This is a genomic window from Mycobacterium colombiense (genome assembly GCF_003284935.1).
Lineage (GTDB): Bacteria > Actinomycetota > Actinomycetes > Mycobacteriales > Mycobacteriaceae > Mycobacterium > Mycobacterium arosiense_A.
Genome location: NZ_QMEV01000017.1, coordinates 24,701 through 49,645, shown reverse-complemented (window position 1 = coordinate 49,645; position 24,945 = coordinate 24,701). Strand labels below are relative to the sequence as shown.

The following is a 24,945-nucleotide window of genomic DNA, read 5'->3' as shown; positions in this document are numbered from 1 at the left end:
CTGTTATGAACTGTGGCGAAAGATGCTGTCGCGGAAAACTTCTCTTTTCCGCGGTTAACCGGGCGGTTTGGCTCCATAGGGCGGGGGCGGGCGTTTAAAGCGAAGGCCGGCTGGATATTTGCTGCGTATACCTCTATGCCCTTCTGGGGGGGCAATTGTTCGACACGAAAGGAATGAACAATGAAGGTCACCAAGAGCGCCGTCGCCACAGCCGCCGCTGCCGGGGGGATAGCGATGGCAAGTGTTTTCGCGGCGACGCCCGCTGCTGCCGCGCCCAACATTCAGGGGTTCGGCACCAGCGAACAACTCGTCGACGGGCCGCTGGTCACCAATTACACCGTCAGCAACCTGCAGCCCAGTAATGTCACCATTCCCGGTTACACGCCGAAAGGCACCCTGTACCAGGCCGACATCAGCGCCAGGTCGGACGGTGGGCTGGTCACCCCGATGGTCAACGACTTCATCGCCCGCGGGCCGAACGGCCAGAACTACCGCGTGATCGACAAGGTCGGGGCGCCCAACGGGCTCAACCCCGCGCCGATCGCGCCGGGCAATGAATCGACCGGCACGCTGTACTTCGACGTGACCGGCGCGCCCCCGAACGGAGTCGTCTACAACGACGGCAACCAGGACATCCTGATCTGGACGTCCAACGTGGAGGGTGGGGCGGCGCCCGGTGCGCCGAACAGCCCGGCACCGGGTGCCCCGCCGGCTCCCGCGCCTGCGCCCGCAACCCACACCTGATCTGAGTAGGAAATCTCCCCGCGCCACACCGTCGTGGCGCGGGGAGATTTTGTATTGAGGGGAATCGTGCGCGGCGGAATCGGGTATGCGACTACTCATGAGTAACCCGGATCATAGGACGGCGCCGGTGCGCGCTCAGGCGAAGCGGCACGCCGAGCAAGCCCGCGAGGCCATGGACGAACGACGCCACAAGCAGAGCGGCGGGGTGAGCGGCTGGGTCGCCGAGCGCGCGGCGAGATGGGATCTGTCCGGCCAGGACGAGGCCACCCTGCAGCGTCAGAAGTATCTGTGGAACGTGCTGGTGGACTATTGGTTTCGCATGGAGATCGACGGCTGGGAGAACATTCCCGAGTCGCCGCCGGCGCTGTTGGTGGGGATTCACTCCGGGGCGCCGTTCGTCTGGGACGCGTGGACCGTCGGCCTGCAGTGGTGGCGGCGGTTCGGACAGGAGCGCCCCCTGCACGGGACGGCCCACGACGCGTTGATGGCAATTCCGTTGTTCGGGCGTTACTTCCGGTCGATGGGCGTGCTGCCGGCCGCGCCCGACGCGATTGCCACCGCCTTGGCGGAGGGGCGTGACGTGGCGTTGTGGCCGGGCGGGGAAGTGGACTCGCTGCGCCCGTGGACGGAGCGCGATCAGGCCAACCTGGCGGGGCGGACCGGCTTCGTCAAGATGGCGATCCGGGCCGGCGTGCCGATCGTGCCCATCGCCACCGTCGGCGGTGCCGACGCGATGCCGGTGCTGATTCGCGGCGACCGCTTGTCGAAAGCCCTGCGCCTGGACCGGATCCTGCGGCTCAAGGTGTTTCCGTTGGCGGTCTCGTTGCCGTGGGGGGTCGCGCCGGCGGCGCTTCCGCAGCTGCCCCTGCCGGCTAAGATCCGGACGCGGTTCATGCCCGCGGTGGAACTCGACAACGATCCCGCGCGCGCTGACGACGACGAGTACGTCGAACACAAATACCATGAGGTGCAAGACGCCATCCAGGACGGAATGGATGCGCTTGCCCGTAAGCGCGCCTTCCCCTTATTCGGCTGAGTGACCACCAAAGCCCTTGCGGCCAAACATATTCGGCTCGGGAGGGGTGTTCAGGTGAGGGCTGGCGTCAGCGGGGCGTCGGCGACGGTCCATTGTGGTTGCGGCGGCGTGGCCGCCCGGTAGCCGACGCCCCTCACGGTGTCGACCAGGAATTGGTGCCGGACGCCGAGCTTGGCGCGCAGCCGCCGGATGTGGACGTCGACGGTGCGCACCTTACCGGTGCCGTCATAGCCCCACACCTCCTGCATCAGCCGGGTCCGGGTGAACGCCTGACCGGCATGTTGCACAAGGAAATTCAGCAATTTGAACTCGGTGAGGGTCAGGCACAGGTCGCGGCCGTCCAGCGATGCGGTGAAACTCGCCGGATGCAGGACGAGGTCGCCGAACTTCAGCGTGCCGTCGACCAGGCTGCGTCGGCGCCCGACCGCGAGACGCAACCGGGCTTGCAACTCTTCGGCGCCGGTGCCGGGCAGCATCACGTCGTCGAAATTGCAGTCGACGTCCACGGCCGCGCAGTCCGACGGCGCCACCAGGGCCACCACCGCGGTCGCGGGGTTGTCGGTCGTCAGGCGATGGCTGACCGCCTGGGCCAGTGACACGTTGCTGCGCGCATCGATGATCGCGATGTCGGCCGTCGCGTAGTGCCCGTCGGTGTCGGCCGTCAGCGTGATACGCCGAATCGGTTGGGCGAACGTGGCCAAATCCGGCAGGGCCGATTCGAAATCATCCTCGTCGGTGAGCACCACCACGTCCAACAACATCTCCAAACCTCGTCACGTCCCGGCTTCCCCCCGGTCCGTAGGCACCTCTGCGGAGATGTCTTACAGCGCTACGCCTGGATACCCGTCCCGCCGAAAACTATGCAAAGCCATGCGGGCCGGGCCTGTCTACCGGCCGCTCGGCCGGAAGAAAGACGATGGGCCCGACCCGTTTTCACGGATCAGGCCCATCGCTAACACCTGCTACTGGTTGTCCTTCTGGCGCTCCTCGGCCGCCTTGGCGCCGCCACGCGCGGCCTCCGCCTCGGCTTCCTTCTTGGCCGCGTCGCGCTGCGCGTCGGCCTTGTCCTGCTGCGCCTGTCCCTCGCGGGTCAGGTCGTCACGGCCGGCCACCGCGCCGGCGGCCTCCTTGGCCTTTCCTTTGACGTCCTCGACGACGCCCTTGACAGCTTCGGCAGGTCCCGACTTGTTTTCTTCAGCCATGGAAAGTGTTCCTCCTCGTTGGCGTACTCTGAGCGATCCACGCTCAACGGCGATCGCGAGCGATCCACCCGGTCATACGGCGAGGCTGGTCCTCGTTGCTTAAGACCGCGTAATTCTGCCGCGTTGTTGCGGGTTCCCAAGCCATCCATCGCTCAAACGCGGGGCCGCCAAGCGCATGGACGCCGATGCATTCCGGTACCGAGAGACTCGAAAATTGGTCCGGCACGCCAACTATGCGCATAATGCACCCCGTCGACGTCGCATTGTGCTGCGATGAGGCAGGATGTGAAATGCCGTTCCGGATGGAGATCGCCCGGGATGGCACTCTCATGCGAGGAGTCTGATGACGGAGTCCAGGGAGCCCCAAGTCGCCGGCTCGGCGGCTCCGAGGCCGGAGCCGACAACCGCCAGCAACGGCATACCGAAATCTGCACCGGACAACGGGCTGGCTTCCGACCGGTCGCCGAGCCGGTCCAGGTATTCGCGAGTGCTGCTCAAGCTCGGCGGCGAAATGTTCGGCGGCGGCCAGGTCGGCTTGGACCCCGACGTCGTCGCTCGGGTGGCCCGGCAGATCGCCGAGGTGGTCCGCGACGGTGTCCAGGTGGCCGTCGTGATCGGCGGTGGCAACTTCTTCCGGGGCGCGCAGCTGCAGCAGCGCGGCATGGAACGCACCCGGTCGGACTACATGGGCATGCTGGGCACCGTCATGAACAGCCTGGCGCTCCAGGATTTCCTGGAGAAGGAAGGCATCGTCACCCGGGTCCAGACCGCGATCACCATGGGCCAGGTGGCCGAGCCGTACCTACCCCTGCGCGCCGTGCGTCACCTGGAGAAGGGGCGCGTGGTGATCTTCGGGGCCGGCATGGGACTGCCGTACTTCTCCACCGACACCACCGCCGCGCAGCGCGCCCTGGAGATCGGCGCCGAGGTGGTCCTGATGGCCAAGGCCGTCGACGGCGTGTTCTCGGCGGATCCGCGAGAGCATCCGGACGCCGAATTGATCGCCGCGATCAGTCATCGTGAGGTCATCGACCGCGGGCTACGAGTGGCCGATGCCACCGCCTTCAGCCTGTGCATGGACAATGGCATGCCGATCCTGGTGTTCAACCTGCTGACCAATGGCAATATCGCCCGGGCGGTCGCTGGTGAGAAGATCGGGACTCTGGTCACCACCTGAACCGAAGACGCGATGATTTGCGCTTGCGATGGATCCGCAACGCAGCTGAGGAGGAGCGGCGCACATGATTGACGAGGCTCTCTTCGACGCGGAAGAGAAAATGGAGAAGGCCGTAGCGGTCGCCCGCGACGACTTGTCGACCATCCGGACGGGGCGCGCCAACCCCGGCATGTTCTCGCGGATCGTGATCGACTATTACGGCACGGCCACGCCCATCACCCAACTGGCCAGCATCAACGTCCCCGAGGCGCGCCTGGTCGTCATCAAGCCCTACGAGGCCAGCCAGGTGGGCGCGATCGAGACGGCGATCCGCAACTCCGACCTGGGCGTCAACCCCACCAACGACGGCACCCTGATCCGGGTCGCGGTGCCGCAGCTCACCGAGGAACGCCGCCGCGAACTGGTCAAACAGGCCAAGGGCAAGGGCGAGGACGCCAAGGTGTCGGTGCGCAACATCCGTCGCAAGGCGATGGAGGAGCTGCACCGCATCCGTAAGGACGGCGAGGCGGGCGAGGACGAGGTCGGCCGGGCCGAAAAGGACCTGGACAAGACCACCCACCAGTACATCACCCAGATCGAAGAGCTGGTCAAGCACAAAGAAGGCGAACTGCTGGAGGTCTAGCGACCGCTCAGCAGCTAAGTTCATCCAGGCCAGTGGCTACCCCAGAACCCGGCGCAGGCAACCCGCCCGACCGTTCGGCGCGCGCCGCCAAAAAAACGAGCGCCCAGCCGGGCAAGAAGACATCCCGGGCCGGACGTGACCTGCGCGCCGCCATCGCGGTGGGGGCCGGTATCGGCGGCGTGCTGATCGTCACGCTGGTGTTCGCCCCGCGCTTCTGGGTCCCCATCGTCGCGCTGGCCATCATGGTGGCCACCCACGAAGTGGTGCGTCGATTGCGCGAGGCCGGCTACGTCATACCGGTCATCCCGCTGCTGGCCGGGGGGCAGCTCACCGTCTGGCTGACCTGGCCGTTCCACGCCGCGGGCGCCCTGGCCGGCTTCGGTGTCACCGTCGTGGTCTGCAACGTGTGGCGGCTGTTCATGCAGGACAACAGCAAACGGCCCGAGCCGTTCGACGGGTCACCGTCGGCCAACTACCTCAGGGACGCCTCGGCGACGGTGTTCCTGGCCGCCTGGGTGCCGCTGTTCGCCTCCTTCGGCGTGCTGCTGGTCTACCCGCACGACGGTGCCGGGCGGGTGTTCTGCCTCATGATCACCGTCGTCGCCTCCGACACCGGCGGATATGCCGTGGGGGCGCTGTTCGGCAAGCACCCGATGGTCCCGGCGATCAGCCCCAAGAAGTCCTGGGAGGGATTCGCCGGCTCGATGGTGTTCGGAATCACCGCCGCGACGCTGGCCGCGGTCTTCCTGGCCCACAAGCCGCCGTGGATCGGCGTGCTGCTGGGCGTGGTCCTGGTGCTGACGTGCACGCTGGGCGATCTGGTGGAATCCCAGGTCAAGCGGGATCTCGGCATCAAGGACATGGGCCGGCTGCTGCCCGGCCACGGCGGTCTGATGGATCGCCTCGACGGCGTGCTGCCCTCGGCGGTCGCCGCCTGGACGGTGCTGACGCTCGTTCCTTAGGCCGACCCGGCGACAGGGGATACTGGACGGGTCATGGTTGCACAACTGGTTTTCTCCGAGCCGCGTCCCGGCAGGCCGCCGCGGCACCTCGCCGACCTCGATGAGGAGGGTCGCGCGTCGGCCATCGCGGAGCTGGGCTTGCCGGCGTTTCGCGCCAAGCAGCTGGCGCATCAGTACTACGCGCGGCTGATCGCCGACCCCCGGCAGATGACCGACCTTCCGGCGGGGTTGCGCGACGCCATCGCCGAGACGATGTTCCCGATCCTGCTCACCGCGGCCTCCGAGGTGACCTGCGATGCGGGCCAGACGCGAAAGACGTTGTGGCGGGCCCTCGATGGGGTCACCGTCGAGTCGGTGCTGATGCGCTATCCGCAGCGCAACACGGTGTGTATTTCGTCGCAGGCGGGCTGCGGCATGGCGTGTCCGTTCTGCGCGACGGGGCAGGGCGGGCTGAGCCGCAACCTGTCGACGGCCGAGATCCTCGAGCAGGTGCGCGCCGGCGCCGCGGCCCTGCGCGACGACTTCGGGGACCGGCTGTCCAACGTGGTGTTCATGGGCATGGGGGAGCCGCTGGCCAACTACGCCCGCGTGGTGGCCGCGGTGCGGCGCATTACCGCCGCGCCGCCCCACGGCTTCGGCATCTCGGCGCGTTCGGTGACCGTGTCGACGGTGGGGCTGGCCCCCGCCATCCGCAAGCTGGCCGACGAACGGCTCGGGGTGACGTTGGCGCTGTCGCTGCACGCGCCCGACGACGAGCTGCGCGACGCCCTGGTGCCGGTGAACAACCGCTGGAAGATCAGCGAGGCCCTCGACGCCGCGCGGTATTACGCCGACGCCACCGGCAGGCGGGTGTCGGTGGAGTACGCGTTGATCCGCGACGTCAACGACCAGCCTTGGCGCGCAGACCTTTTGAGCCAACGGCTGCACCGCGCGCTCGGGCCGCTGGTGCACGTCAATCTGATTCCGCTCAACCCGACCCCGGGAAGCGAGTGGGACGCCAGCCCCAAGCCGGTCGAGCGGGAATTCGTCCGGCGCGTCCGCGGCAAGGGGGTTTCCTGCACGGTGCGCGACACGCGCGGGCGGGAGATCAGCGCCGCGTGCGGACAGCTGGCCGCCGAAGGCGGGTAGCTGCCGGGCGAATGAACCTGCGGGGCGGCGCGCACGTCTTAAAGGCATAACGTCAGCAAACCCGGGGGTGCGCCGTGATCCGCTTGTTCTCTCCACTCAAGTTGTTTGTCGCGGCCGTCATCGCCGCCGCGCTACTAGTGGTACTCGGCGGCGCGCCGCGCGCGGCCGCCGCCGATGACCGGCTGCAATTCAGCGGGACGACCCTGAGCGGTGCGCCGTTCAACGGCGCCAGCTTGCAGGGCAAGCCCGCGGTGTTGTGGTTCTGGGCGCCGTTCTGCCCGTTCTGCAACGCCGAGGCGCCTGGCGTCAGCCAGGTGGCGGCCGCCAATCCCGGTGTCACCTTCGTCGGGATCGCGGGGCACTCGGACGTCGGCGCCGAGCAGACCTTCGTCGACAAGTACGGCCTGAGATTCACCAACCTCAACGACGCCGACGGCTCGATCTGGGCCCGCTACAACGTCCCCTGGCAGCCGGCCTACGTGTTCTACCGCGCGGACGGCAGCTCGACGTTCGTCAACAACCCGACCTCGGCGATGTCCCAGCAGGAACTCTCCGACCGGGTCTCGGCCCTGAGGTCCTGAGCTCGGTGGACCAGGGTCTGGTCGGCCTGGCCTTCGCCGCCGGACTGGTGGCCGCGCTGAACCCGTGTGGGTTTGCCATGCTGCCCGCCTACCTGCTGCTGGTGGTGCGCGGCCAGGGTTCGGGGGCGGCGTCGGGCGGGGCCGCCGCCGGGCGGGCGCTGGCGGCCACCGCGGGGATGGCGCTGGGCTTCCTGACGGTGTTCGGCGCGTTCGGCGCCCTGACCGTCTCGGCGGCGACGACGGTGCAGCGGTGGCTGCCGTACGCCACCGTCGGCGTGGGCGTGGTGCTGATCGGGCTCGGGGGGTGGCTGCTGTCGGGCCGGGAGCTGTCGGCCCTGACCCCGCGACCGCTGGGCCCCCGGTGGGCCCCCACCGCCCGGCTGGGCTCCATGTACGGCTACGGCGTCAGCTACGCCATCGCCTCGCTGTCGTGCACCATCGGGCCTTTTCTGGCCGTCACCGCCGCCGGCCTGCGCGGGGGATCGGTCGTCACCGGCGTGGCGATCTACCTCGCCTACAGCGCCGGGCTGACCCTGGTGGTCGGGGTGCTCGCCGTCGCCGCGGCCACGGCCAGCACGGCGATGGTGGACCGGCTGCGCCGCGTCCTGCCGTTCGTCAACCGGATCGGCGGCGCGCTGCTGCTGCTCGTCGGGCTGTATGTGGCCTACTACGGCAGCTACGAGGTTCGGCTGTTCGGCGCGAACGGCAATCCGCGGGACGCGGTGATCACCGCGGCCGGGCGCCTGCAGGGCGCGGCGGCCGGCTGGGTGCATCAGCACGGGATGTGGCCGTGGGTGATCGCCGTGCTCGCGTTGACGGTCGTGGTGATCGGCGGCGCCCGGCATCGCCGGGCGCGGCGCTAGGACAAGGGGCGGGGCGGCTACCTGATCCAGCCGCGGCGGCGGCCCCACAGGTCGCGGATCAGCACCACGAGGATCAGCGCGGCAAACCCGATCAGGAACCAGTTCTCGATGTGGCCGACGTGGTTGCCGCGCAGCATCGCGAGCAGGAAGCCGAATCCGATCAGCCCGGCGATGTGCCAGGTCCGGTGGTTGATCCTGCTCCAACCCCACGCTGCCGACGGCACCTCGACGGCGTCGACGCCGTTGAAGTGCTCCACCTCGGTACTGGCCACGGCGAATCCCCTTCGGATCGGATTGGCTTGTCGAACCCAAATTCTGGCATACCCGCCACCGGGCTTGCGGGGCATGGCCCGCGTCGGCGCTGGGCGGCACAATGAATGGGTGACCAACCCGACCACCGATGGGCAAACGCGGGACCGCCTGCGCGTGCTGGTGCTGGGCAGCACCGGCTCCATCGGCACCCAGGCGCTGGACGTCATCGCCGCCAACCCGGACCGCTTCGAGGTGGTGGGCCTGGCCGCGGGCGGCGCCAACCTGGACACGCTGTTGCGCCAGCGCGCCGAGACCGGTGTGACCAATGTCGCGGTCGCCGACGAGCGCGCGGCGCAGCGGGCCGGCGACATCCCGTTCTGCGGCCCCGACGCGGCCACCCGACTGGTCGAGGAGACCGAGGCCGACGTCGTGCTCAACGCCCTGGTGGGGGCGCTGGGCCTGCGGCCCACGCTGGCCGCGCTGGAATCGGGCGCCCGGCTGGCGCTGGCCAACAAGGAGTCGCTGATCGCCGGCGGTCCGCTGGTGCTGCGGGCCGCCGGGCCGGGACAGATCGTGCCCGTCGACTCCGAACACTCCGCGCTGGCCCAGTGCCTGCGCGGCGGGACCCCCGACGAGGTCGCCAAGCTGGTGCTGACCGCCTCCGGCGGCCCGTTCCGCGGCTGGACCGCCGCCCAGCTCGAGGGCGTCACCCCGGAACAGGCGGGGGCCCACCCGACGTGGTCGATGGGCCCGATGAACACGCTGAACTCGGCCTCGCTGGTCAACAAGGGCCTCGAACTCATCGAGACCCACCTGCTGTTCGGCATCCCCTACGACCGCATCGAGGTCGTGGTGCACCCCCAGTCGATTGTTCATTCGATGGTCACCTTCATCGACGGCTCGACCCTGGCCCAGGCCAGCCCGCCGGACATGAAGCTGCCGATCTCGCTGGCCCTGGGCTGGCCGCAGCGGGTTGCCGGAGCGGCCGCGAGCTGCGACTTCAGCACGGCGTCTAGCTGGGAATTCGAGCCGCTGGACGCCGACGTTTTTCCCGCCGTCGAGTTGGCCCGGCACGCCGGGCAGACCGGCGGCTGCATGACCGCCGTCTACAACGCGGCCAACGAGGAGGCGGCGGAGGCCTTCCTCGCGGGCCGCGTCGGATTCCCCGCGATCGTCGAAACCATCGCCGACGTGCTGCACGCCGCCGACCAATGGGCCGTTTCACCCGCTACCGTGGATGAGGTACTCGACGCGCAGCGCTGGGCACGTGAGCGGGCTCGGCGTTGCGTCGCACACGCCCGCCCCGCCACGGTCTCAGCAAAAGCCTCCGGAATGGTGTGAGAAAGGTCCAGCAGTCCAGATGATGTTCGTAATCGGCATTGTGCTGTTCGCACTGGCCATCCTGATCTCGGTGGCCCTGCACGAGTGCGGGCACATGTGGGTCGCGCGCGCCACCGGCATGAAGGTGCGCCGCTACTTCGTCGGGTTCGGGCCCACGCTGTGGTCGACTCGGCGCGGGGAAACCGAGTACGGCCTCAAAGCCGTTCCGCTGGGGGGCTTCTGCGACATCGCCGGCATGACCTCGGTGGAGGAACTGGCCCCCGACGAGGCCGACCGCGCCATGTTCAAGCAGAAGGTCTGGAAGCGGGTCGCGGTGCTCTTCGCCGGCCCCGCCGCGAACTTCATCATCTGCCTGGTGCTGCTCTACGGCATCGCGCTGATCTGGGGGCTGCCGAACCTGCACCCGCCGACCCAGGCCGTCGTCGGCGAAACCGCTTGTGTGGCACCGGAAGTGGCGCCGGGCAAGATCGCGGACTGCACCGGCCCCGGGCCGGCGGCGCTGGCCGGGATCCGGCCCGGCGACGTCATCGTCAAGGTGGGCGACACCCCGGTGTCGAGCTTCGAGGACATGGCCGCCGCCATCCGCAAGGTGCACGGCAACGTCCCGATCGTCGCCGAGCGCAACGGCACCAAGATCACCACCTACGTCGACGTCACCACCACCCAGCGTTACCTGAGCAACGGGCAGGGCGCTGCGCAGCAACCCTCGACGGTCGGCGCCATCGGCGTCGGCGCCGTCAAGGTGGCGCCCACGCATTACGGGGTGTTCACCGCGATCCCGGCCACCGTCGCCTTCGCCGGTGACCTCACCGGCGAGGTCGGCAAGGCGCTGGTGGCCATCCCGACCAAGGTCGGCGCGCTGGTGCACGCCATCGGCGGCGGGCAGCGCGACCCGCAGACCCCGATGAGCGTCGTCGGGGCCAGCATCATCGGCGGCGACACCGTCGATCACGGGCTCTGGGTGGCGTTCTGGTTCTTCCTGGCCCAGCTGAACCTCATCCTGGGCGCGATCAACCTGGTGCCGCTGCTGCCCTTCGACGGCGGCCACATCGCCATCGCGGTGTTCGAGAAGATCCGTAACCTGGTGCGGTCGGCGCGGGGCATGGTCGCGGCCGCGCCGGTGAACTACCTCAAGCTCATGCCCGCGACGTACGTCGTGCTGGTGTTCGTCGTCGGCTACATGCTGCTGACCGTCACCGCCGACCTGGTCAACCCGATCAGGCTCTTCCAATAGCTAAGGAACTACCACAGTGACCGTTGGCCTGGGCATGCCGGACGCGCCGGCGCCCACGCTCGCCCCCCGCCGCAAGACGCGCCAACTCATGGTCCGCGACGTCGGCGTGGGCAGCGACTATCCGATTTCGGTGCAGTCGATGTGCACCACCAAAACCCACGACGTCAACACGACGCTGCAGCAGATCGCCGAGCTGACCGCCGCCGGTTGCGACATCGTCCGGGTCGCGTGCCCGCGCCAGGAGGACGCCGACGCGCTGGCCGAGATCGCCCGGCACAGCCAGATCCCGGTGATCGCCGACATCCACTTCCAGCCCAAGTACATCTTCGCCGCGATCGACGCCGGGTGCGCCGCGGTGCGGGTAAACCCCGGCAACATCAAGGAATTCGACGGCCGGGTGGGCGAGGTCGCCAAGGCCGCCGGCGCGGCCGGCATCCCGATCCGCATCGGCGTCAACGCGGGCTCGCTGGACAAGCGGTTCATGGAGAAGTACGGCAAGGCCACCCCCGAGGCGCTGGTCGAGTCCGCGCTGTGGGAGGCCTCGCTGTTCGAGGAGCACGGCTTCGGCAACATCAAGATCAGCGTCAAGCACAACGACCCGGTGGTGATGGTGGCCGCCTACGAGCAGCTGGCCGAACAATGCGACTACCCACTGCATCTGGGCGTCACCGAGGCCGGTCCCGCCTTCCAGGGCACCATCAAGTCCGCGGTCGCCTTCGGCGCCCTGCTGTCGCGGGGGATCGGCGACACCATCCGGGTGTCGCTGTCGGCGCCGCCGGTCGAGGAAGTCAAGGTCGGCATCCAGATCCTCGAGTCGCTGAACCTGCGCCGGCGGGGGCTCGAGATCGTGTCGTGCCCGTCGTGCGGTCGCGCCCAGGTCGACGTCTACACCCTGGCCAACGAGGTCACCGCCGGCCTGGACGGCCTCGACGTGCCGCTGCGCGTGGCCGTGATGGGGTGCGTGGTCAACGGTCCGGGCGAGGCGCGCGAGGCCGACCTCGGCGTCGCATCCGGAAATGGCAAGGGCCAGATCTTCGTTCGCGGCGAGGTGATCAAGACCGTGCCCGAAGCCCAGATTGTCGAGACGCTGATCGAAGAGGCCATGCGGCTCGCCGCTGACATGGGCCACGAGATGAACAGCGACGACGGACCGGAAGCAACATCAAGCGGTTCACCTGTTGTCACCGTAAGCTGATGAAGGCCAGCGCCGTTCTGGCCTAAGGAATTCGCACACAGAGAGTTCGCCCCCATGTCGGCTCCGCCCCTGTTCCGCCTTGTCGGTGAGCGACGGGTGTCGGTGGTGCGCGACGCGGCCGCCGTCTGGCGGGTGCTCGACGACGATCCGGTCGCCGCGTGCATGGTCGCGGCCCGGGTGGCCGACCACGGCATCGATCCCAACTCGATCGGCGGCGAACTGTGGACGCTGCGCGGCGCCGACGAATCCCTGTGCTTCGCCGGCGCCAACCTCATTCCGCTGCGGGGCGCGCCGGCCGATCTGAGTGCGTTCGCCGATGAGGCCATGCGCGGGACGCGGCGCTGCTCGTCGCTGGTCGGCAGGGCCGAGCTGGTGATGCCGATGTGGGAGCGGCTCGAGGCGGCCTGGGGCCCGGCCCGCGACGTGCGCGACCACCAGCCGCTGCTGGCGTTGTCCAGCCACCCCAGCTGCGGGCTGGATCCCGGGGTGCGGCAGGTGCGGCCCGAGGAGCTGGACGCCTACCTGGTGGCCGCCGTCGACATGTTCATCGGCGAAGTGGGCGTCGACCCGCGGCTCGGCGACGGCGGACGCGGTTACCGGCGCCGGGTGGCCAGCCTGATCACCGCCGGGCGGGCCTGGGCGCGGTTCGAACACGGCCAGGTCGTCTTCAAGGCCGAGGTGGGTTCGCAGTCGCCGGGCGTGGGCCAGATCCAGGGGGTGTGGGTGCACCCGGAGTGGCGCGGCCTGGGCCTGGGCACCGCCGGCACCGCGACGGTCGCCGCGGTGATCGTCGGCACCGGGCGCACCGCCAGCCTCTACGTCAACGACTTCAACACCGTCGCGCGTGCCGCCTACGCCCGCGTCGGCTTCACCGAGATCGGCACCTTCGCGACGGTCCTGCTCGACTAGCGCGCGTTCACCCCTTTCGGGCCAGTGTGCGGTTGTCCGCACCCTCGGCACCGACTGCGCGGCTGGCCGCACACTCGCATCGATGGGCCCTCAATCCGCGGATAACGGTTGGGTCTCGGTGTGTCGACGCCCCCGCGGCGGTCCACATTCATAACATCTGTACCGATGGTCACAAGAACCCCATTGGTATCGACGGCGGCGGGCGCGCTGCTCGTCGCGGTCGTCGCCCTGTCCGGATGCACGCCGCGGCCCGACGGCCCGGGCCCGGCCGCCGAGAAGTTCTTCCGCGCCCTGGCCATCGGCGACACCGCGACCGCCGCGCAGCTCAGTGACAGCCCGAACGAGGCCCGCGAAGCCCTCAACGCGGCGTGGTCCGGCCTGCAGGCGACCCACCTCGACGCCCAGTTGCTCAACGCCAAGTACGCCGAGGACAGCGGCACGGTCGGCTACCGCTTCACCTGGCACCTGCCCAAGAACCGCACCTGGACCTACGACGGCCAGCTGAAGATGGCCCGCGACGAGGGGCACTGGGCCGTGCGCTGGACCACCACCGCGCTGCACGCCAAGCTGGGCGAGCACCAGACGTTCGCGCTGCGCGCCGACCGGCCGCACCGCGCTTCGGTGAACGAGCTCGGCGGCAGCGACGTGCTGGTGCCGGGCTACCTGTACCACTACACGCTGGACGCCACCCAGGCCGGGCCCGCGCTGATCGGCACGGCGCACGCCGTCGTCGACGTGCTGCACACCTTCAACGGCGCGCTCAACGATCCGCAGCTGCTCGCCGAGCAGGCCAGCTCGACGCCCCATCCGGTGGATCTCGGGGTGACGCTGCACCCCGACGACAACGACAAGGTGTCCCCGCTTGTGGGGCACCTGCCCGGCGTCGTGGTCACGCCCCAGCCCGAAATGCTGCCCACCGACCCGCATTTCGCCCCGGCGGTCATCTCCGCGGTGAAAAAGGCGGTGGTCGACCAGCTCGACGGCGAGGCGGGCTGGCGGGTGGTCAGCGTCAACCAGAACGGTGTCGAGGTCGAGGTGCTGCACGAGGTCGAGGGGTCACCGGCGCCGTCGGTGTCGATCACCCTGGACCGCACGGTGCAGAACGCCGCCCAGCGCGCGGTCGACAACAAGGGCGGCAAGGCGATGATCGTGGTGATCAAGCCGTCGACCGGAGAAATCCTCGCGATCGCGCAGAACGGCGGGGCCGACGCGGACGGATTGCCCGCCACCAACGGCCTGTTCCCACCGGGGTCGACGTTCAAGATGATCACCGCCGGCGCGGCCGTCGACCGCGACATGGCCACGCCCAACTCGATGCTGGGCTGCCCGGGCCACCTCGACATCGGGCATCGCACCGTGCCCAACTACGGCGGCTTCGATCTCGGCGTGGTGTCGCTGTCACGCGCGTTCGCCAGCTCGTGCAACACCACGTTCGCGGAGTTGAGCAGCCGGATGCCGCCCCGCGGCCTGACCCAGACGGCGGCGCAATACGGGATCGGCCTGGACTACACGGTGGACGGCGTCACCACCGTGACGGGGTCGGTGCCGCCGACGGTGGACCTGGCCGAGCGCACTGAGGACGGCTTCGGCCAGGGCAAGGTGCTGGCCAGCCCGTTCGGCATGGCGCTGGTGGCGGCCACGGTCGCCGCCGGCAAGACGCCGGTGCCGCAACTGATCGTGGGCCGGCAGACCGCGGTCCAGGGGGACACCACCCCGATCAGCCCGAAGATGATCGACGCGCTACGGCCGATGATGCGGCTGGTGGTGACCAACGGGACCGCCAAGGAGATCGCCGGCTGCGGCGAGATCTACGGAAAGACCGGTGAGGCCGAGTTCCCGGGCGGATCGCACTCCTGGTTCGCCGGCTACCGCGGCGACCTGGCGTTCGCCTCGCTGATCGTGGGGGGCGGCAGCTCCGAGTGGGCGGTCCGGATGACCAAGTTCATGTTCGAGGCGCTGCCGCCGAACTTCCTTGCCTAGCGCCGTTCGCAAGCGCGGCGCCCGCGCCGGGCGCAGCGGGGCGGCGCCATCCTGCAAGCGCCGCTGGCCCGCATCGGCGGTAAATTGCGAACATGACCGATACCGGCGGCGACATGGTGGCCCTGCGGGTCTCCGACGCCGACCGCAACGGCACGATGCGGCGACTGCACAACGCCGTCGCGCTCGGGCTGATCGATATCGACGAGTTCGAGCAGCGTTCGTCGCAGGTGTCCTACGCGCGCACGCGCGGCGAGCTCGACCATCTGGTCGGCGACCTGCCGGGGCCGGGCGCGATCGTCACCTCCGCGGCCGACCGGGTGGAGCTGCGGGGCTGGGCGGGTTCGCTCAAGCGCCACGGCGAATGGCAGGTGCCCACCCGCCTGGCGCTGGTCCGCCGGCTGGGCTCGGTGGAACTCGACCTCACCAAGGCCCGGTTCGCCGGCCCGGTGGTGGTCATCGAACTCGACATGAGGTTCGGCTCGGTGGAGATTCGATTGCCCGACGGCGCCAGCGCCTCGATCGACGACGTCGAGGTCTATGTGGGCAGCGCCAGCGACCGCCGCAAAGACCCGCCCGGTGAGGGCAGGCCGCACGTCGTGTTGACCGGGCGGGTGGTGTGCGGCTCGGTGATCATCCGGGGGCCGCGCCGCTCGCTGCTGCGCCGCCAGCGGCCCTAGCCGAGCCTGAAAAGTTGCGGCGGAAAAGCGAGTAGCGGCCCGCGGGATTACCGCCTGGGCGAACCCGACGCCCGGTGCGCATCGTTAAGCTGGTCGCATGCCTGCTCGCACCGCGCTTTCCCCCGGAGAGTTGTCCCCGACTCTGCCGGTGCCCGGCAGTATCGCGCGCCCGGAATACGTCGGCAAGCCCACGGCCCAGGAGGGCAGCGAACCGTGGGTGCAGACGCCCGAGGTGATCGAGAAGATGCGCGTCGCCGGACGGATCGCGGCCGGCGCGCTGGTGGAGGCGGGCAAGGCCGTCGCCCCGGGGGTCACCACCGACGAGCTGGACCGCATCGCCCACGAGTACATGGTCGACCACGGCGCCTACCCGTCCACACTGGGCTACAAGGGCTATCCGAAGTCGTGCTGCACGTCGCTCAACGAGGTCATCTGCCACGGGATCCCCGACTCGACGGTGATCGAGGACGGCGACATCGTCAACATCGACGTCACGGCCTACATCAACGGCGTGCACGGCGACACCAACGCGACCTTCCTGGCCGGCGACGTGTCCGAGGAGCACCGGCTGCTGGTGGAACGAACCCGCGAGGCGACGATGCGGGCCATCAACGCCGTCAAACCCGGGCGGGCGCTGTCGGTCGTGGGACGCGTCATCGAATCGTACGCAAACCGGTTCGGGTACAACGTCGTTCGTGACTTCACCGGTCACGGCATCGGCACCACGTTCCACAACGGCCTGGTCGTCTTGCACTACGAGCAGCCGTCGGTGTCCACCATCATGCAACCGGGGATGACGTTCACCATCGAACCGATGATCAACCTCGGCGGCCTGGACTACGAGATCTGGGACGACGGCTGGACGGTGGTCACCCGCGATCGCAAGTGGACCGCGCAGTTCGAGCACACCCTGCTGGTCACCGACACCGGCGTCGAAATCCTCACCTTGCCATGACGTTTGCCGGATGACCGGAGCCCTGCTGGTCGCGGGCACCAGCTCCGACGCCGGGAAATCGGTGGTGGTGGCGGGGCTGTGCCGGTTGCTGGCCCGCGGTGGGGTCCGCGTCGCCCCATTCAAGGCGCAGAACATGTCCAACAACTCCGTGGTGACCGTCGAAGGCGGCGAGATCGGCCGCGCCCAGGCCATCCAGGCGCGCGCGGCGGGGCTGGAACCCAGCGTGCGATTCAACCCGATCCTGCTCAAGCCGGGCAGCGACCGCACCTCGCAGCTGGTGATCAAGGGTCGGGTCGCCGACACGGTCAGCGCGAAAAGCTATGTGCGACACCGGGATAAGCTGTCATCGATCGTTCTCGACGAATTGTCCTGTCTGCGTGACGAATTCGATGCGGTGATCTGCGAGGGGGCCGGTTCGCCGGCCGAAATCAACCTGCGCGCCACCGATCTGGCCAACATGGGGCTGGCCCGGGCGGCGGATCTGCCGGTGGTGCTGGTCGGCGACATCGACCGCGGCGGGCTGCTGGCGCACCTGTTCGGGACGGTCGCGGTGCTCGATCCCGACGACCAGGCCCTCATCGCGGGCTTCATCGTCAACAAGTTCCGCGGCGACCCCGCGCTGCTCGAGCCCGGGTTGCGCCAGCTGCGTGACATGACGGGCCGGCCCACCTACGGCGTGCTGCCCTACGCCGACGAGCTGTGGCTGGACGCCGAGGACTCGCTGTCGGTGGTGGCGCACCGCGTCATCGGCACGCCCACACCGCCGTGCGGGGACGAGTGGCTGCGGGTGGCCGCGGTCCGGCTGCCCCGGATCTCCAACTCCACCGACGTCGAGGCGCTGGCCTGCGAACCGGGTGTGCTGGTGCGCTGGGTCACCGACCCCGCCGACGTCACCGACGCCGACCTGATCGTCATCCCCGGCAGCAAGGCCACCGTCGCCGACCTGGCGTGGCTGCGCGGTCACGGCCTGGCCGACGCGATCACCGCGCACGCCCGCGCCGGCAAGCCGGTGCTGGGAATCTGCGGCGGCTTTCAGATGCTGTGCACTCGCCTAGACGATCCGGTGGAATCCGGGGCCGCGGGCGTGGCCGGGCTGGGGTTGCTCGACGCCGACATCGCCTTCGATCCCGACAAGACCCTGCGCCGCTGGCAGCGGCCGCTCACCGGATACGAGATCCACCACGGCCGGGTCACCCGCTGCGCCGAGGCGAGCTGGTTCGACTGCGACGCCGATCCACACCCGCAGGGCGTGGTGCGCGGGGCGGTCTTCGGGACCCACTGGCATGGACTGCTCGACAACGACGCGTTCCGGCGCGCGTGGCTGCGCCGGGTCGCCGACGCGGCCGGGCGCGGCGGCTTCGTGGTGGGCGACACCGACGTCGCCGCCCGCCGCGATGCCCAACTCGATGTCGCCGCCGATTTGCTGGCAACCCATCTCGACATCGACGCCATTCTCAGCCTGCTTGATGGTCCGCCGCCGCGGCGACCGCAGCTGGCAAGTACCTTGCGGCCGTAGGGCATTCGCGCCGAACGCAGTGTGAACGCCGCCGTTGACGGCGCGGTCAGTAAACGGATCCGGGTATTAGATGCGCAAGAATCGTCGCGCACACATGCCGTTTGGTTGTAGCGTGCGGGGGTGTCCTCGATGATGACCACCCTGGACGGGTTCGGTGTCCCGGTGGTTGTGGCCGGCCCGGAGAACGGCGTCGTCGTTGTCATACTGGCCGACGAAGACCGCGCCCCGGCCGCGTACGACGCGGTCTGCGAGCGCCTGCACACCGCATCGCTTCGCACGGTCGTGGTGGGCTTCGACGCGCGGCTGACCCCCAAGTCGGTTATCGGCATCCTCGACGCGCTGGGGATCGGCTGGGCCGTGGTGATGGGTGATCGCGCCGGCGCTGAGCTCGCCTGGGAACTGACCGCCACCCGGCTGGGCCGCTTCGTCGGACTGGTGGTGATCGACCGCGGCCACCCGCGGGCCGCCAACTACGAGGGCGCCGTCACCGACGGGCACTGCCCGCCGGTCGAGATCGGCACCACCGTGTTGGTCAGCTCGCCGGCCGCCCGGGCGGTGGCCCAGGCCAGCCAGCGCTACGTGTACGCCGATTACCGGGTGGTGCACCTGGGGCGGCGCACGGTGCAGGAGTCGACGGCCCAACTGGCCGCCGAGATCATCTTGCGCACCAGCACCTGGTAGGGCCTGGTTGACTGACGGTCATGGCCAGTGACGAACCCGCCGTGACCGATGCCGAGGGCGGCGGGATGCTGTCGTTGACCGCGCTGCAGCGGCTGGTGGGCGCCGGCGCGGTGGACACCGTCATCGTGGCCTTCGCCGACATGCAGGGGCGGCTGGTCGGCAAGCGGGTCGACGCCCGGCTGTTCGTCGACGAGGTGGCCACGCACGGCGCCGAGTGCTGCGGATACCTGCTCGCCGTCGACGTCGACATGAACACCGTGACCGGCTACGCGATGTCGAGCTGGGACACCGGGTACGGCGACACGGTGATGCGCCCCGACCTGTCCACCCTGCGGCGCATCCCCTGGCTGCCCGGGACGGCGTTGGTGATCGCCGACGTGGGCTGGGCCGACGGCAGTCCGGTCACCGTGTCGCCGCGGGCGATCCTGCGCCGCCAGCTGGACCGGTTGGCCGAGCGCGGCCTGGCCGCCGACGTCGCCACCGAGCTGGAATTCATCGTCTTCGACGAGCCCTACCGCCAGGCGTGGGCCGCCGGCTACCGCGGGCTGACCCCGGCCAGCGACTACAACATCGACTACGCGATCGCGGCGTCGTCGCGCATGGAGCCGCTGCTGCGCGACATCCGGCAGGGGATGATCGGCGCCGGCCTGCGCTTCGAGGCCGTCAAGGGCGAATGCAACAGGGGGCAGCAGGAAATCGGATTCCGCTACGCCGACGCCCTGGTCACCTGCGACAACCACGTCATCTACAAGAACGGCGCCAAGGAGATCGCCGACCGGCACGGCAAGAGCCTGACGTTCATGGCGAAATACGATGAGCGGGAAGGAAACAGCTGTCACGTGCACCTCTCGCTGCATGACCCGCAGGGCGGTGCGGTGTTCGCCGACCCCAGCGGTCCGCACGGCATGTCCTCGACGTTCCGCAGCTTCCTGGCCGGCCTGCTGGCCAGCTTGGGTGAGCTCACAGTGTTCTACGCGCCGAACATCAACTCCTACAAGCGATTCGCCGACGGTAGCTTCGCGCCCACCGCGTTGGCGTGGGGGCTGGACAACCGCACCTGCGCGCTGCGGGTGGTCGGCCATGGGCGCAGCACCCGCGTCGAGTGCCGGGTTCCCGGCGGCGACGTCAACCCGTACCTGGCGGTGGCGGCGATCGTCGCCGGAGGGCTGTACGGTATCGAACGGGGCCTTGCGCTACCGGAGCCGTGCGCGGGGAACGCCTACCAGACGCCCGGGGTCGAGCGGTTGCCCGTCACCTTGGCCGACGCGGCCGCGGTGTTCGAGCGCTCGACGCTCGCGCGCGACGCGTTCGGCGACGACGTCGTCGCCCACTACCTGAACAACGCGCGGGTGGAGTTGGCGGCGTTCAACGCGGCGGTCACCGACTGGGAGAGGATGCGTGGGTTTGAACGGCTTTAGGTCCGACTGCGACCGGCGCCGCCCGGTTGTCGGCCTCACGACGTACCTGGAGCGAGTCCAGACCGGCATCTGGGACATCCCCGCCGGGTACCTGCCCGCCGACTACTTCGAGGGCGTCATCCTGGCCGGCGGGATCGCGGTCCTGCTGCCACCGCAGCCTGTGGACGCCGAGATCGTCGAATCGGTTCTCGACAGCCTGCACGCGCTGGTGATCACGGGCGGCTACGACGTGGACCCCGCCAGCTACGGCCAGCGACCGCACCCCAGCACCGACGAGCCCCGGACCGACCGCGACGCGTGGGAGTTCGCGCTGCTGCGCGGCGCGCTGCGGCGGGGCCTGCCGGTGCTCGGAATCTGCCGCGGCGCACAGATTCTCAACGTCGCGCTGGGCGGCACGCTGCACCAGCACCTGCCCGACGTGCTCGGGCACAGCGGACATCGGGCGGGCAACGGGGTGTTCACCAGGCTGCCGGTGCGCACCGTGGCGGGCACCCGGCTGGCCGCGCTGATCGGGGAGGCCACCGACGCGCCGAGCTATCACCACCAGGCCATCGACGAGGTGGGGGACGGTCTGGTGGTCAGCGCGCGGGATGGCGACGGCGTGGTCGAGGCGCTGGAGCTGCCGGGGGACCGGTTTGTGCTTGCCGTGCAATGGCATCCGGAACAGTCGCTGGACGATGTGCGGCTGTTCACCGCGATCGTGGACGCGGCCCGGTCCTACGCGGGACGCGTGAGCTGAGGTGAGTACCGCGCAACTGATCAACCCGGCGACCGAGGAGGTGTTGCGGTCGGTCGAGCACGCCGACGTCGCGGCGGTCGACGACGCGGTGGCCCGGGCGCGGGCCGCCCAGCGCAGGTGGGCGCGGTTGGCCCCGGCCGAACGGGCCGACGGCCTGCGGGCCTTCGCCGCCGCCGTCGACGCCCATCTCGACGAGCTGGCCGCCCTCGAGGTCGCCAACTCGGGGCATCCCATCGCGTCGGCCGAGTGGGAAGCCGGTCATGTCCGCGACGTGTTGAGCTTCTACGCCGCCAGCCCGGAACGCTTGTCCGGCAAGCAGATTCCCGTGGCCGGCGGTCTGGATGTGACGTTCAACGAGCCCATGGGCGTGGTCGGTGTGATCACCCCGTGGAACTTCCCGATGCCCATCGCGTCGTGGGGTTTCGCACCGGCGCTGGCCGCGGGCAACGCCGTGCTGGTCAAACCCGCCGAGGTGACGCCGCTGACCACGATCCGGCTCGGTGAGCTGGCGGCCCAGGCCGGACTCGACGCGGACCTGCTGCAGGTGCTGCCGGGGCGGGGCGCGGTGGTGGGGCAGCGGTTCGTCACCCACGCGGGAGTCCGCAAGGTCGTGTTCACCGGCTCCACCGAGGTCGGCAAGACGGTGATGACCGGTGCGGCCGCCCAGGTCAAGCGGGTGACGCTCGAACTCGGCGGCAAGAGCGCCAACATCGTCTTCGCCGACTGCGACCTCGAGCGCGCCGCCGCGACCGCGCCAACCGGGGTGTTCGACAACGCGGGCCAGGACTGCTGCGCCCGCAGCCGGATCCTGGTGCAGAGCAGCGTCTATGACCGGTTCATGGAGCTGCTCGAGCCCGCCGTCACGCGCGTCGTCGTCGGCGACCCGGCGTCGCGGGACACCGAGATGGGGCCGCTGGTGTCGGCGGCGCACCGCGACAAGGTGGCGTCCTACGTGCCCGACGACGCCCCCGTCGCGTTTCGCGGCACCGCGCCGTCCGGCCGCGGATTCTGGTTCCCGCCGACGGTTCTGACGCCGAACCGCACCGACCGCTGCGTCACCGAGGAGATCTTCGGCCCGGTCGTCACGGTGCTGCCCTTCGACGACGAACACGACGCCATCACGCTGGCCAACGACACCAGCTACGGGTTGTCCGGCTCGATCTGGACCGACGACCTGTCCCGCGCGCTGCGCGTCTCCCGGGCGGTGGAAGCCGGTAACCTGTCGGTGAATTCGCACTCGTCGGTGCGCTACAACACCCCGTTCGGCGGGTTCAAGCAGTCGGGGCTCGGCCGTGAGCTGGGCCCGGATGCGCCGCTGCATTTCACCGAGACCAAGAACGTGTTCATCGCGATCGGAGAGGAGTAGGTGGTGGCGGTCGATCTCACCCAACGACTGGCGGGACGGGTGGCCGTCGTCACCGGCGCCGGTGGCGGCATCGGGCTGGCCGCGGCGCGGCGGATGCGGGCCGAGGGCGCCACGATCGTGGTGGGCGACGTCGACGCCGACGCGGGTGGCGCGGCGGCCGAGGAGCTGTCCGGCTTGTTCGTGCCCACCGACGTCTCCGACGAGGGCGCGGTCGACGCGCTGTTCGATACCGCGGCGCGCGCGCACGGGCGCATCGACATCGCGTTCAACAACGCCGGCATCTCACCGCCCGACGACGACCTGATCGAGAACACCGAGCTGCCGGCGTGGCAACGCGTCCAGGACGTCAACCTGAAGTCGGTGTACCTGTGCTGCCGGGCCGCGTTGCGCCACATGGTGCCCGCGCGCACGGGTTCGATCATCAACACGGCGTCGTTCGTCGCCGTCCTGGGGTCGGCGACGTCGCAGATCTCCTACACCGCGTCCAAGGGCGGGGTGCTGGCCATGTCGCGCGAGCTGGGCGTGCAGTTCGCCCGGCAGGGCATCCGCGTCAACGCCCTGTGCCCGGGGCCGGTCAACACCCCACTGCTGCAGGAGCTCTTCGCCAAAGACCCCGAGCGGGCCGCGCGCCGGCTGGTGCACGTCCCCGTCGGCCGCTTCGCCGATCCTGACGAAATCGCTTCAGCGGTGGCGTTTTTGGCCAGCGACGACGCGTCGTTCATCACCGCTTCGACGTTCATGGTCGACGGGGGCATCAGCGCCGCCTATGTCACCCCGCTCTAACCCGACTCATGGGCCGCATGCGGGCCGGGCGGCGCGCTGACCGCGACCAGGTGGATGGGTTCGCCCGCCAGCTCCTCGAGCGACCGCTCCAGCGCGGGTGCGGCGGCCGCCCAGGCGCGTGGCACCGACAGCACGCCGACCGGCGTCGCGCGACCCAGGCCCGCCTTCACGCCGTTGGTGGCGACCGGCTTCGGGAAGAGCGATTGCAGGGCCGCGGTCTTGTTCACCGAATTCAGGTGGGCGATTGCGAAATCCGACGGCGCGGTCATCGAGTTGAGCTTCGACAGCGGCGCGGTGATCGGTGCGAGGGACGCGTCGATCGTGTGCACGGGCGACGACGACAGCCGTGCCAACGCGACGGGGATCACCGACATCACCTGGCCGCCGGCCGATATGACGTCGGGGGCCGACTGCAAGGCCCAATTACGGGTGGCCACAGCGGGATTGCCGGGTGGTGCGGGGAAGGGGGCCATCGCCGCGGCGCCGGCCGCGGCCCGGGCGTAGGCGTACATGGCGCCCGTGTTCTGCGCCCACATCGCGTCGTACTCGGCATCGACATCGGCGATCGCCGTGCTGTGGTGGCCCAGACAATTCGTCGAGGCCAGCGACAAGCGTCGGGTGCGGTTGCCGGCGATCGCCGGTGGCGGGACCGTCGCCGTGAAGGCCGACTGGTGCGCATCCGCCGCCGCGGCGAGCTGGATGGCCGCGTGCTCGCTGCGGGCCGCGACGGTGTCGAGCCAGTCGGCGTAGGGCGCGGCGGCTTCGGCGAGCTCCGCCGCGGCCGGGCTCTCGCCGGTCGCCGCCAGCTTCGCGGTCACCGCCCGATAGTCGGCCGCCGCGGTAAACAGCCGCGCGGCCAACGCATCCCATGCCGCGGCGGCCTGCGTCATCGAGCCCGCCCCGGGACCGGAGTACATCAGCCCGGAGTTGACTTCCGGGGGTAGCGTCGCGAAATCCATTACAGCCTCCGCCCCGCTGTGGCGGTATGAGTTGTGCCCGAAAGCATGAGGGTGTTCCTTCACGAGATAGACGCCGGGGTTACAAGCCGGTGGGCCAGGCACGTTCGGCCCGGGCGTCACGCTCAGCTGCGGGCGACGCAGATCTGGGTCAAGATATCTCGGTCGGACGGAATGGCCGCCGGCGCCCGCGAGGGGGCGCCCGCGGGCGCAAACCCTATTGGGGTGAACGACAATGGCGCCGTCGTCAGCACCGACTGTGCCGACGTGCGGTTCCACGTCGGGGGCCGTTCCTTCGTCATCCACGCGCCGCCGAACGGCTTCTTGTTGGTCTTGTTCGCGGGCGCGCCGAATCGCGAGGCGGCCACGGCGGACTGGTTGAGGGCGGCGGGACGGCCATGGGTTAGGCCCGCGGACGCGCCGACGCCCGCGGACCACGCGGCGGGCTCCGGCAGTGCCGCCGCGGAGAAGGTGGACCGCAGCGCCGAACCCGTGATCAGGGCGGTGAACGCGGCCAGCGCCGCGGCAACCGCGATGGCCGACTGCCATCGCCGAGTTTCGCCAACGCCCCGGAAAGTCACAGTGCACCGAATGTACCGCGCGAAAATCGGCGAACGGTCGCAACGAG

General features: G+C 69.7%; 26 protein-coding genes. 21 read left to right on the top strand and 5 right to left on the bottom strand.

Translation table 11 applies throughout. The annotated features are described in order from the left end of the window. Positions 1-180 precede the first annotated feature (180 nt). Positions 181-744, top strand: a complete 564-nt coding sequence (locus DQP57_RS10875; protein WP_112632981.1) for an MPT63 family protein — start codon at positions 181-183, stop codon at positions 742-744. 97 nt (positions 745-841) lie between these two features. Beyond that, complete coding sequence (locus DQP57_RS10870; protein ID WP_112632980.1) at positions 842-1,780, top strand: lysophospholipid acyltransferase family protein; 939 nt, start codon at positions 842-844, stop codon at positions 1,778-1,780. 50 nt (positions 1,781-1,830) lie between these two features. Here the strand turns inward: DQP57_RS10870 and DQP57_RS10865 are convergent, their stop codons facing one another. Beyond that, on the bottom strand, positions 1,831-2,541 hold the full coding sequence (locus tag DQP57_RS10865) for a winged helix-turn-helix domain-containing protein (protein WP_112632979.1): 711 nt from the start codon (positions 2,539-2,541) through the stop codon (positions 1,831-1,833). A gap of 201 nt (positions 2,542-2,742) precedes the next feature. Further along, on the bottom strand, positions 2,743-2,982 hold the full coding sequence (mbp1, locus tag DQP57_RS10860; RefSeq protein ID WP_112632978.1) for a microaggregate-binding protein 1: 240 nt from the start codon (positions 2,980-2,982) through the stop codon (positions 2,743-2,745). Positions 2,983-3,325: 343 nt separating this feature from the next. Here mbp1 and pyrH point away from each other — a divergent pair, with 343 nt between their 5' ends. The 6 genes from pyrH to DQP57_RS10830 all read left to right on the top strand — a co-directional run bounded on the left by pyrH (position 3,326) and on the right by DQP57_RS10830 (position 8,315). After that, positions 3,326-4,159, top strand: a complete 834-nt coding sequence (gene pyrH, locus DQP57_RS10855) for a UMP kinase (protein ID WP_112632977.1) — start codon at positions 3,326-3,328, stop codon at positions 4,157-4,159. 64 nt (positions 4,160-4,223) lie between these two features. Next, entirely contained in the window at positions 4,224-4,781 is a 558-nt protein-coding gene (gene frr / locus DQP57_RS10850) for a ribosome recycling factor (protein ID WP_112632976.1), read from the top strand. A gap of 32 nt (positions 4,782-4,813) precedes the next feature. Next, on the top strand, positions 4,814-5,743 hold the full coding sequence (locus tag DQP57_RS10845; RefSeq protein WP_112632975.1) for a phosphatidate cytidylyltransferase: 930 nt from the start codon (positions 4,814-4,816) through the stop codon (positions 5,741-5,743). A 33-nt stretch (positions 5,744-5,776) separates the two neighbouring features. Then, on the top strand, positions 5,777-6,871 hold the full coding sequence (rlmN, locus tag DQP57_RS10840) for a 23S rRNA (adenine(2503)-C(2))-methyltransferase RlmN (RefSeq protein ID WP_112632974.1): 1,095 nt from the start codon (positions 5,777-5,779) through the stop codon (positions 6,869-6,871). Positions 6,872-6,945: 74 nt separating this feature from the next. Then, entirely contained in the window at positions 6,946-7,452 is a 507-nt protein-coding gene (locus DQP57_RS10835) for a protein disulfide oxidoreductase (protein ID WP_112632973.1), read from the top strand. Positions 7,453-7,457: 5 nt separating this feature from the next. Next, a complete protein-coding gene (locus DQP57_RS10830) occupies positions 7,458-8,315 on the top strand; it encodes a cytochrome c biogenesis CcdA family protein (RefSeq protein WP_112632972.1) in 858 nt (285 codons plus the stop codon). Positions 8,316-8,332: 17 nt separating this feature from the next. On the opposite strand, the gene DQP57_RS10825 is transcribed toward DQP57_RS10830, so the two are convergent. Continuing rightward, positions 8,333-8,587 carry a DUF2631 domain-containing protein gene (locus tag DQP57_RS10825; protein ID WP_112632971.1) on the bottom strand — a complete coding sequence of 85 codons (255 nt, stop codon included), beginning with the start codon at positions 8,585-8,587 and terminating at the stop codon, positions 8,333-8,335. Positions 8,588-8,696: 109 nt separating this feature from the next. On the opposite strand from DQP57_RS10825, the gene dxr reads away from it, so the two are divergent. The 13 genes from dxr to DQP57_RS10760 all read left to right on the top strand — a co-directional run bounded on the left by dxr (position 8,697) and on the right by DQP57_RS10760 (position 23,361). Further along, positions 8,697-9,908 (top strand): 1-deoxy-D-xylulose-5-phosphate reductoisomerase, encoded by a 1,212-nt coding sequence (gene dxr, locus DQP57_RS10820; RefSeq protein WP_165821797.1) that lies wholly within the window; start codon positions 8,697-8,699, stop codon positions 9,906-9,908. A gap of 19 nt (positions 9,909-9,927) precedes the next feature. After that, positions 9,928-11,142: a M50 family metallopeptidase gene (locus DQP57_RS10815; RefSeq protein ID WP_112632969.1), complete on the top strand. Its 1,215-nt coding sequence runs from the start codon at positions 9,928-9,930 to the stop codon at positions 11,140-11,142. Positions 11,143-11,158: 16 nt separating this feature from the next. Then, a complete protein-coding gene (gene ispG / locus DQP57_RS10810; protein WP_112632968.1) occupies positions 11,159-12,337 on the top strand; it encodes a flavodoxin-dependent (E)-4-hydroxy-3-methylbut-2-enyl-diphosphate synthase in 1,179 nt (392 codons plus the stop codon). 54 nt (positions 12,338-12,391) lie between these two features. Beyond that, on the top strand, positions 12,392-13,246 hold the full coding sequence (locus tag DQP57_RS10805; protein ID WP_112632967.1) for a GNAT family N-acetyltransferase: 855 nt from the start codon (positions 12,392-12,394) through the stop codon (positions 13,244-13,246). A 165-nt stretch (positions 13,247-13,411) separates the two neighbouring features. Next, complete coding sequence (locus DQP57_RS10800; protein WP_112632966.1) at positions 13,412-15,226, top strand: penicillin-binding transpeptidase domain-containing protein; 1,815 nt, start codon at positions 13,412-13,414, stop codon at positions 15,224-15,226. Between the two features lie 92 nt (positions 15,227-15,318). After that, on the top strand, positions 15,319-15,903 hold the full coding sequence (locus DQP57_RS10795) for a DUF1707 SHOCT-like domain-containing protein (RefSeq protein ID WP_112632965.1): 585 nt from the start codon (positions 15,319-15,321) through the stop codon (positions 15,901-15,903). A gap of 97 nt (positions 15,904-16,000) precedes the next feature. Then, positions 16,001-16,858: a type I methionyl aminopeptidase gene (gene map, locus DQP57_RS10790; RefSeq protein ID WP_112632964.1), complete on the top strand. Its 858-nt coding sequence runs from the start codon at positions 16,001-16,003 to the stop codon at positions 16,856-16,858. Between the two features lie 10 nt (positions 16,859-16,868). Continuing rightward, on the top strand, positions 16,869-18,374 hold the full coding sequence (locus tag DQP57_RS10785; RefSeq protein WP_112632963.1) for a cobyric acid synthase: 1,506 nt from the start codon (positions 16,869-16,871) through the stop codon (positions 18,372-18,374). A 129-nt stretch (positions 18,375-18,503) separates the two neighbouring features. Further along, positions 18,504-19,055 carry an alpha/beta hydrolase gene (locus tag DQP57_RS10780; RefSeq protein ID WP_112632962.1) on the top strand — a complete coding sequence of 184 codons (552 nt, stop codon included), beginning with the start codon at positions 18,504-18,506 and terminating at the stop codon, positions 19,053-19,055. A 65-nt stretch (positions 19,056-19,120) separates the two neighbouring features. Beyond that, positions 19,121-20,473 carry a glutamine synthetase family protein gene (locus tag DQP57_RS10775; protein WP_240631737.1) on the top strand — a complete coding sequence of 451 codons (1,353 nt, stop codon included), beginning with the start codon at positions 19,121-19,123 and terminating at the stop codon, positions 20,471-20,473. Further along, positions 20,454-21,212, top strand: a complete 759-nt coding sequence (locus DQP57_RS10770; RefSeq protein WP_240631736.1) for a gamma-glutamyl-gamma-aminobutyrate hydrolase family protein — start codon at positions 20,454-20,456, stop codon at positions 21,210-21,212. Before DQP57_RS10775 ends, DQP57_RS10770 begins: the two co-directional genes overlap by 20 nt. A gap of 1 nt (position 21,213) precedes the next feature. Continuing rightward, positions 21,214-22,578, top strand: a complete 1,365-nt coding sequence (locus DQP57_RS10765) for an aldehyde dehydrogenase family protein (protein ID WP_112632960.1) — start codon at positions 21,214-21,216, stop codon at positions 22,576-22,578. A gap of 3 nt (positions 22,579-22,581) precedes the next feature. Beyond that, positions 22,582-23,361 (top strand): 3-oxoacyl-ACP reductase, encoded by a 780-nt coding sequence (locus tag DQP57_RS10760; RefSeq protein WP_112633016.1) that lies wholly within the window; start codon positions 22,582-22,584, stop codon positions 23,359-23,361. Here the strand turns inward: DQP57_RS10760 and DQP57_RS10755 are convergent. Both DQP57_RS10755 and DQP57_RS10750 read right to left on the bottom strand, forming a co-directional pair. Next, on the bottom strand, positions 23,358-24,320 hold the full coding sequence (locus DQP57_RS10755) for a PPE family protein (RefSeq protein WP_112632959.1): 963 nt from the start codon (positions 24,318-24,320) through the stop codon (positions 23,358-23,360). The two genes, DQP57_RS10760 and DQP57_RS10755, sit on opposite strands and share 4 nt — an antisense overlap. 122 nt (positions 24,321-24,442) lie before the next feature. Then, a complete protein-coding gene (locus DQP57_RS10750) occupies positions 24,443-24,898 on the bottom strand; it encodes a hypothetical protein (RefSeq protein WP_112632958.1) in 456 nt (151 codons plus the stop codon). Positions 24,899-24,945: the final 47 nt, after the last annotated feature.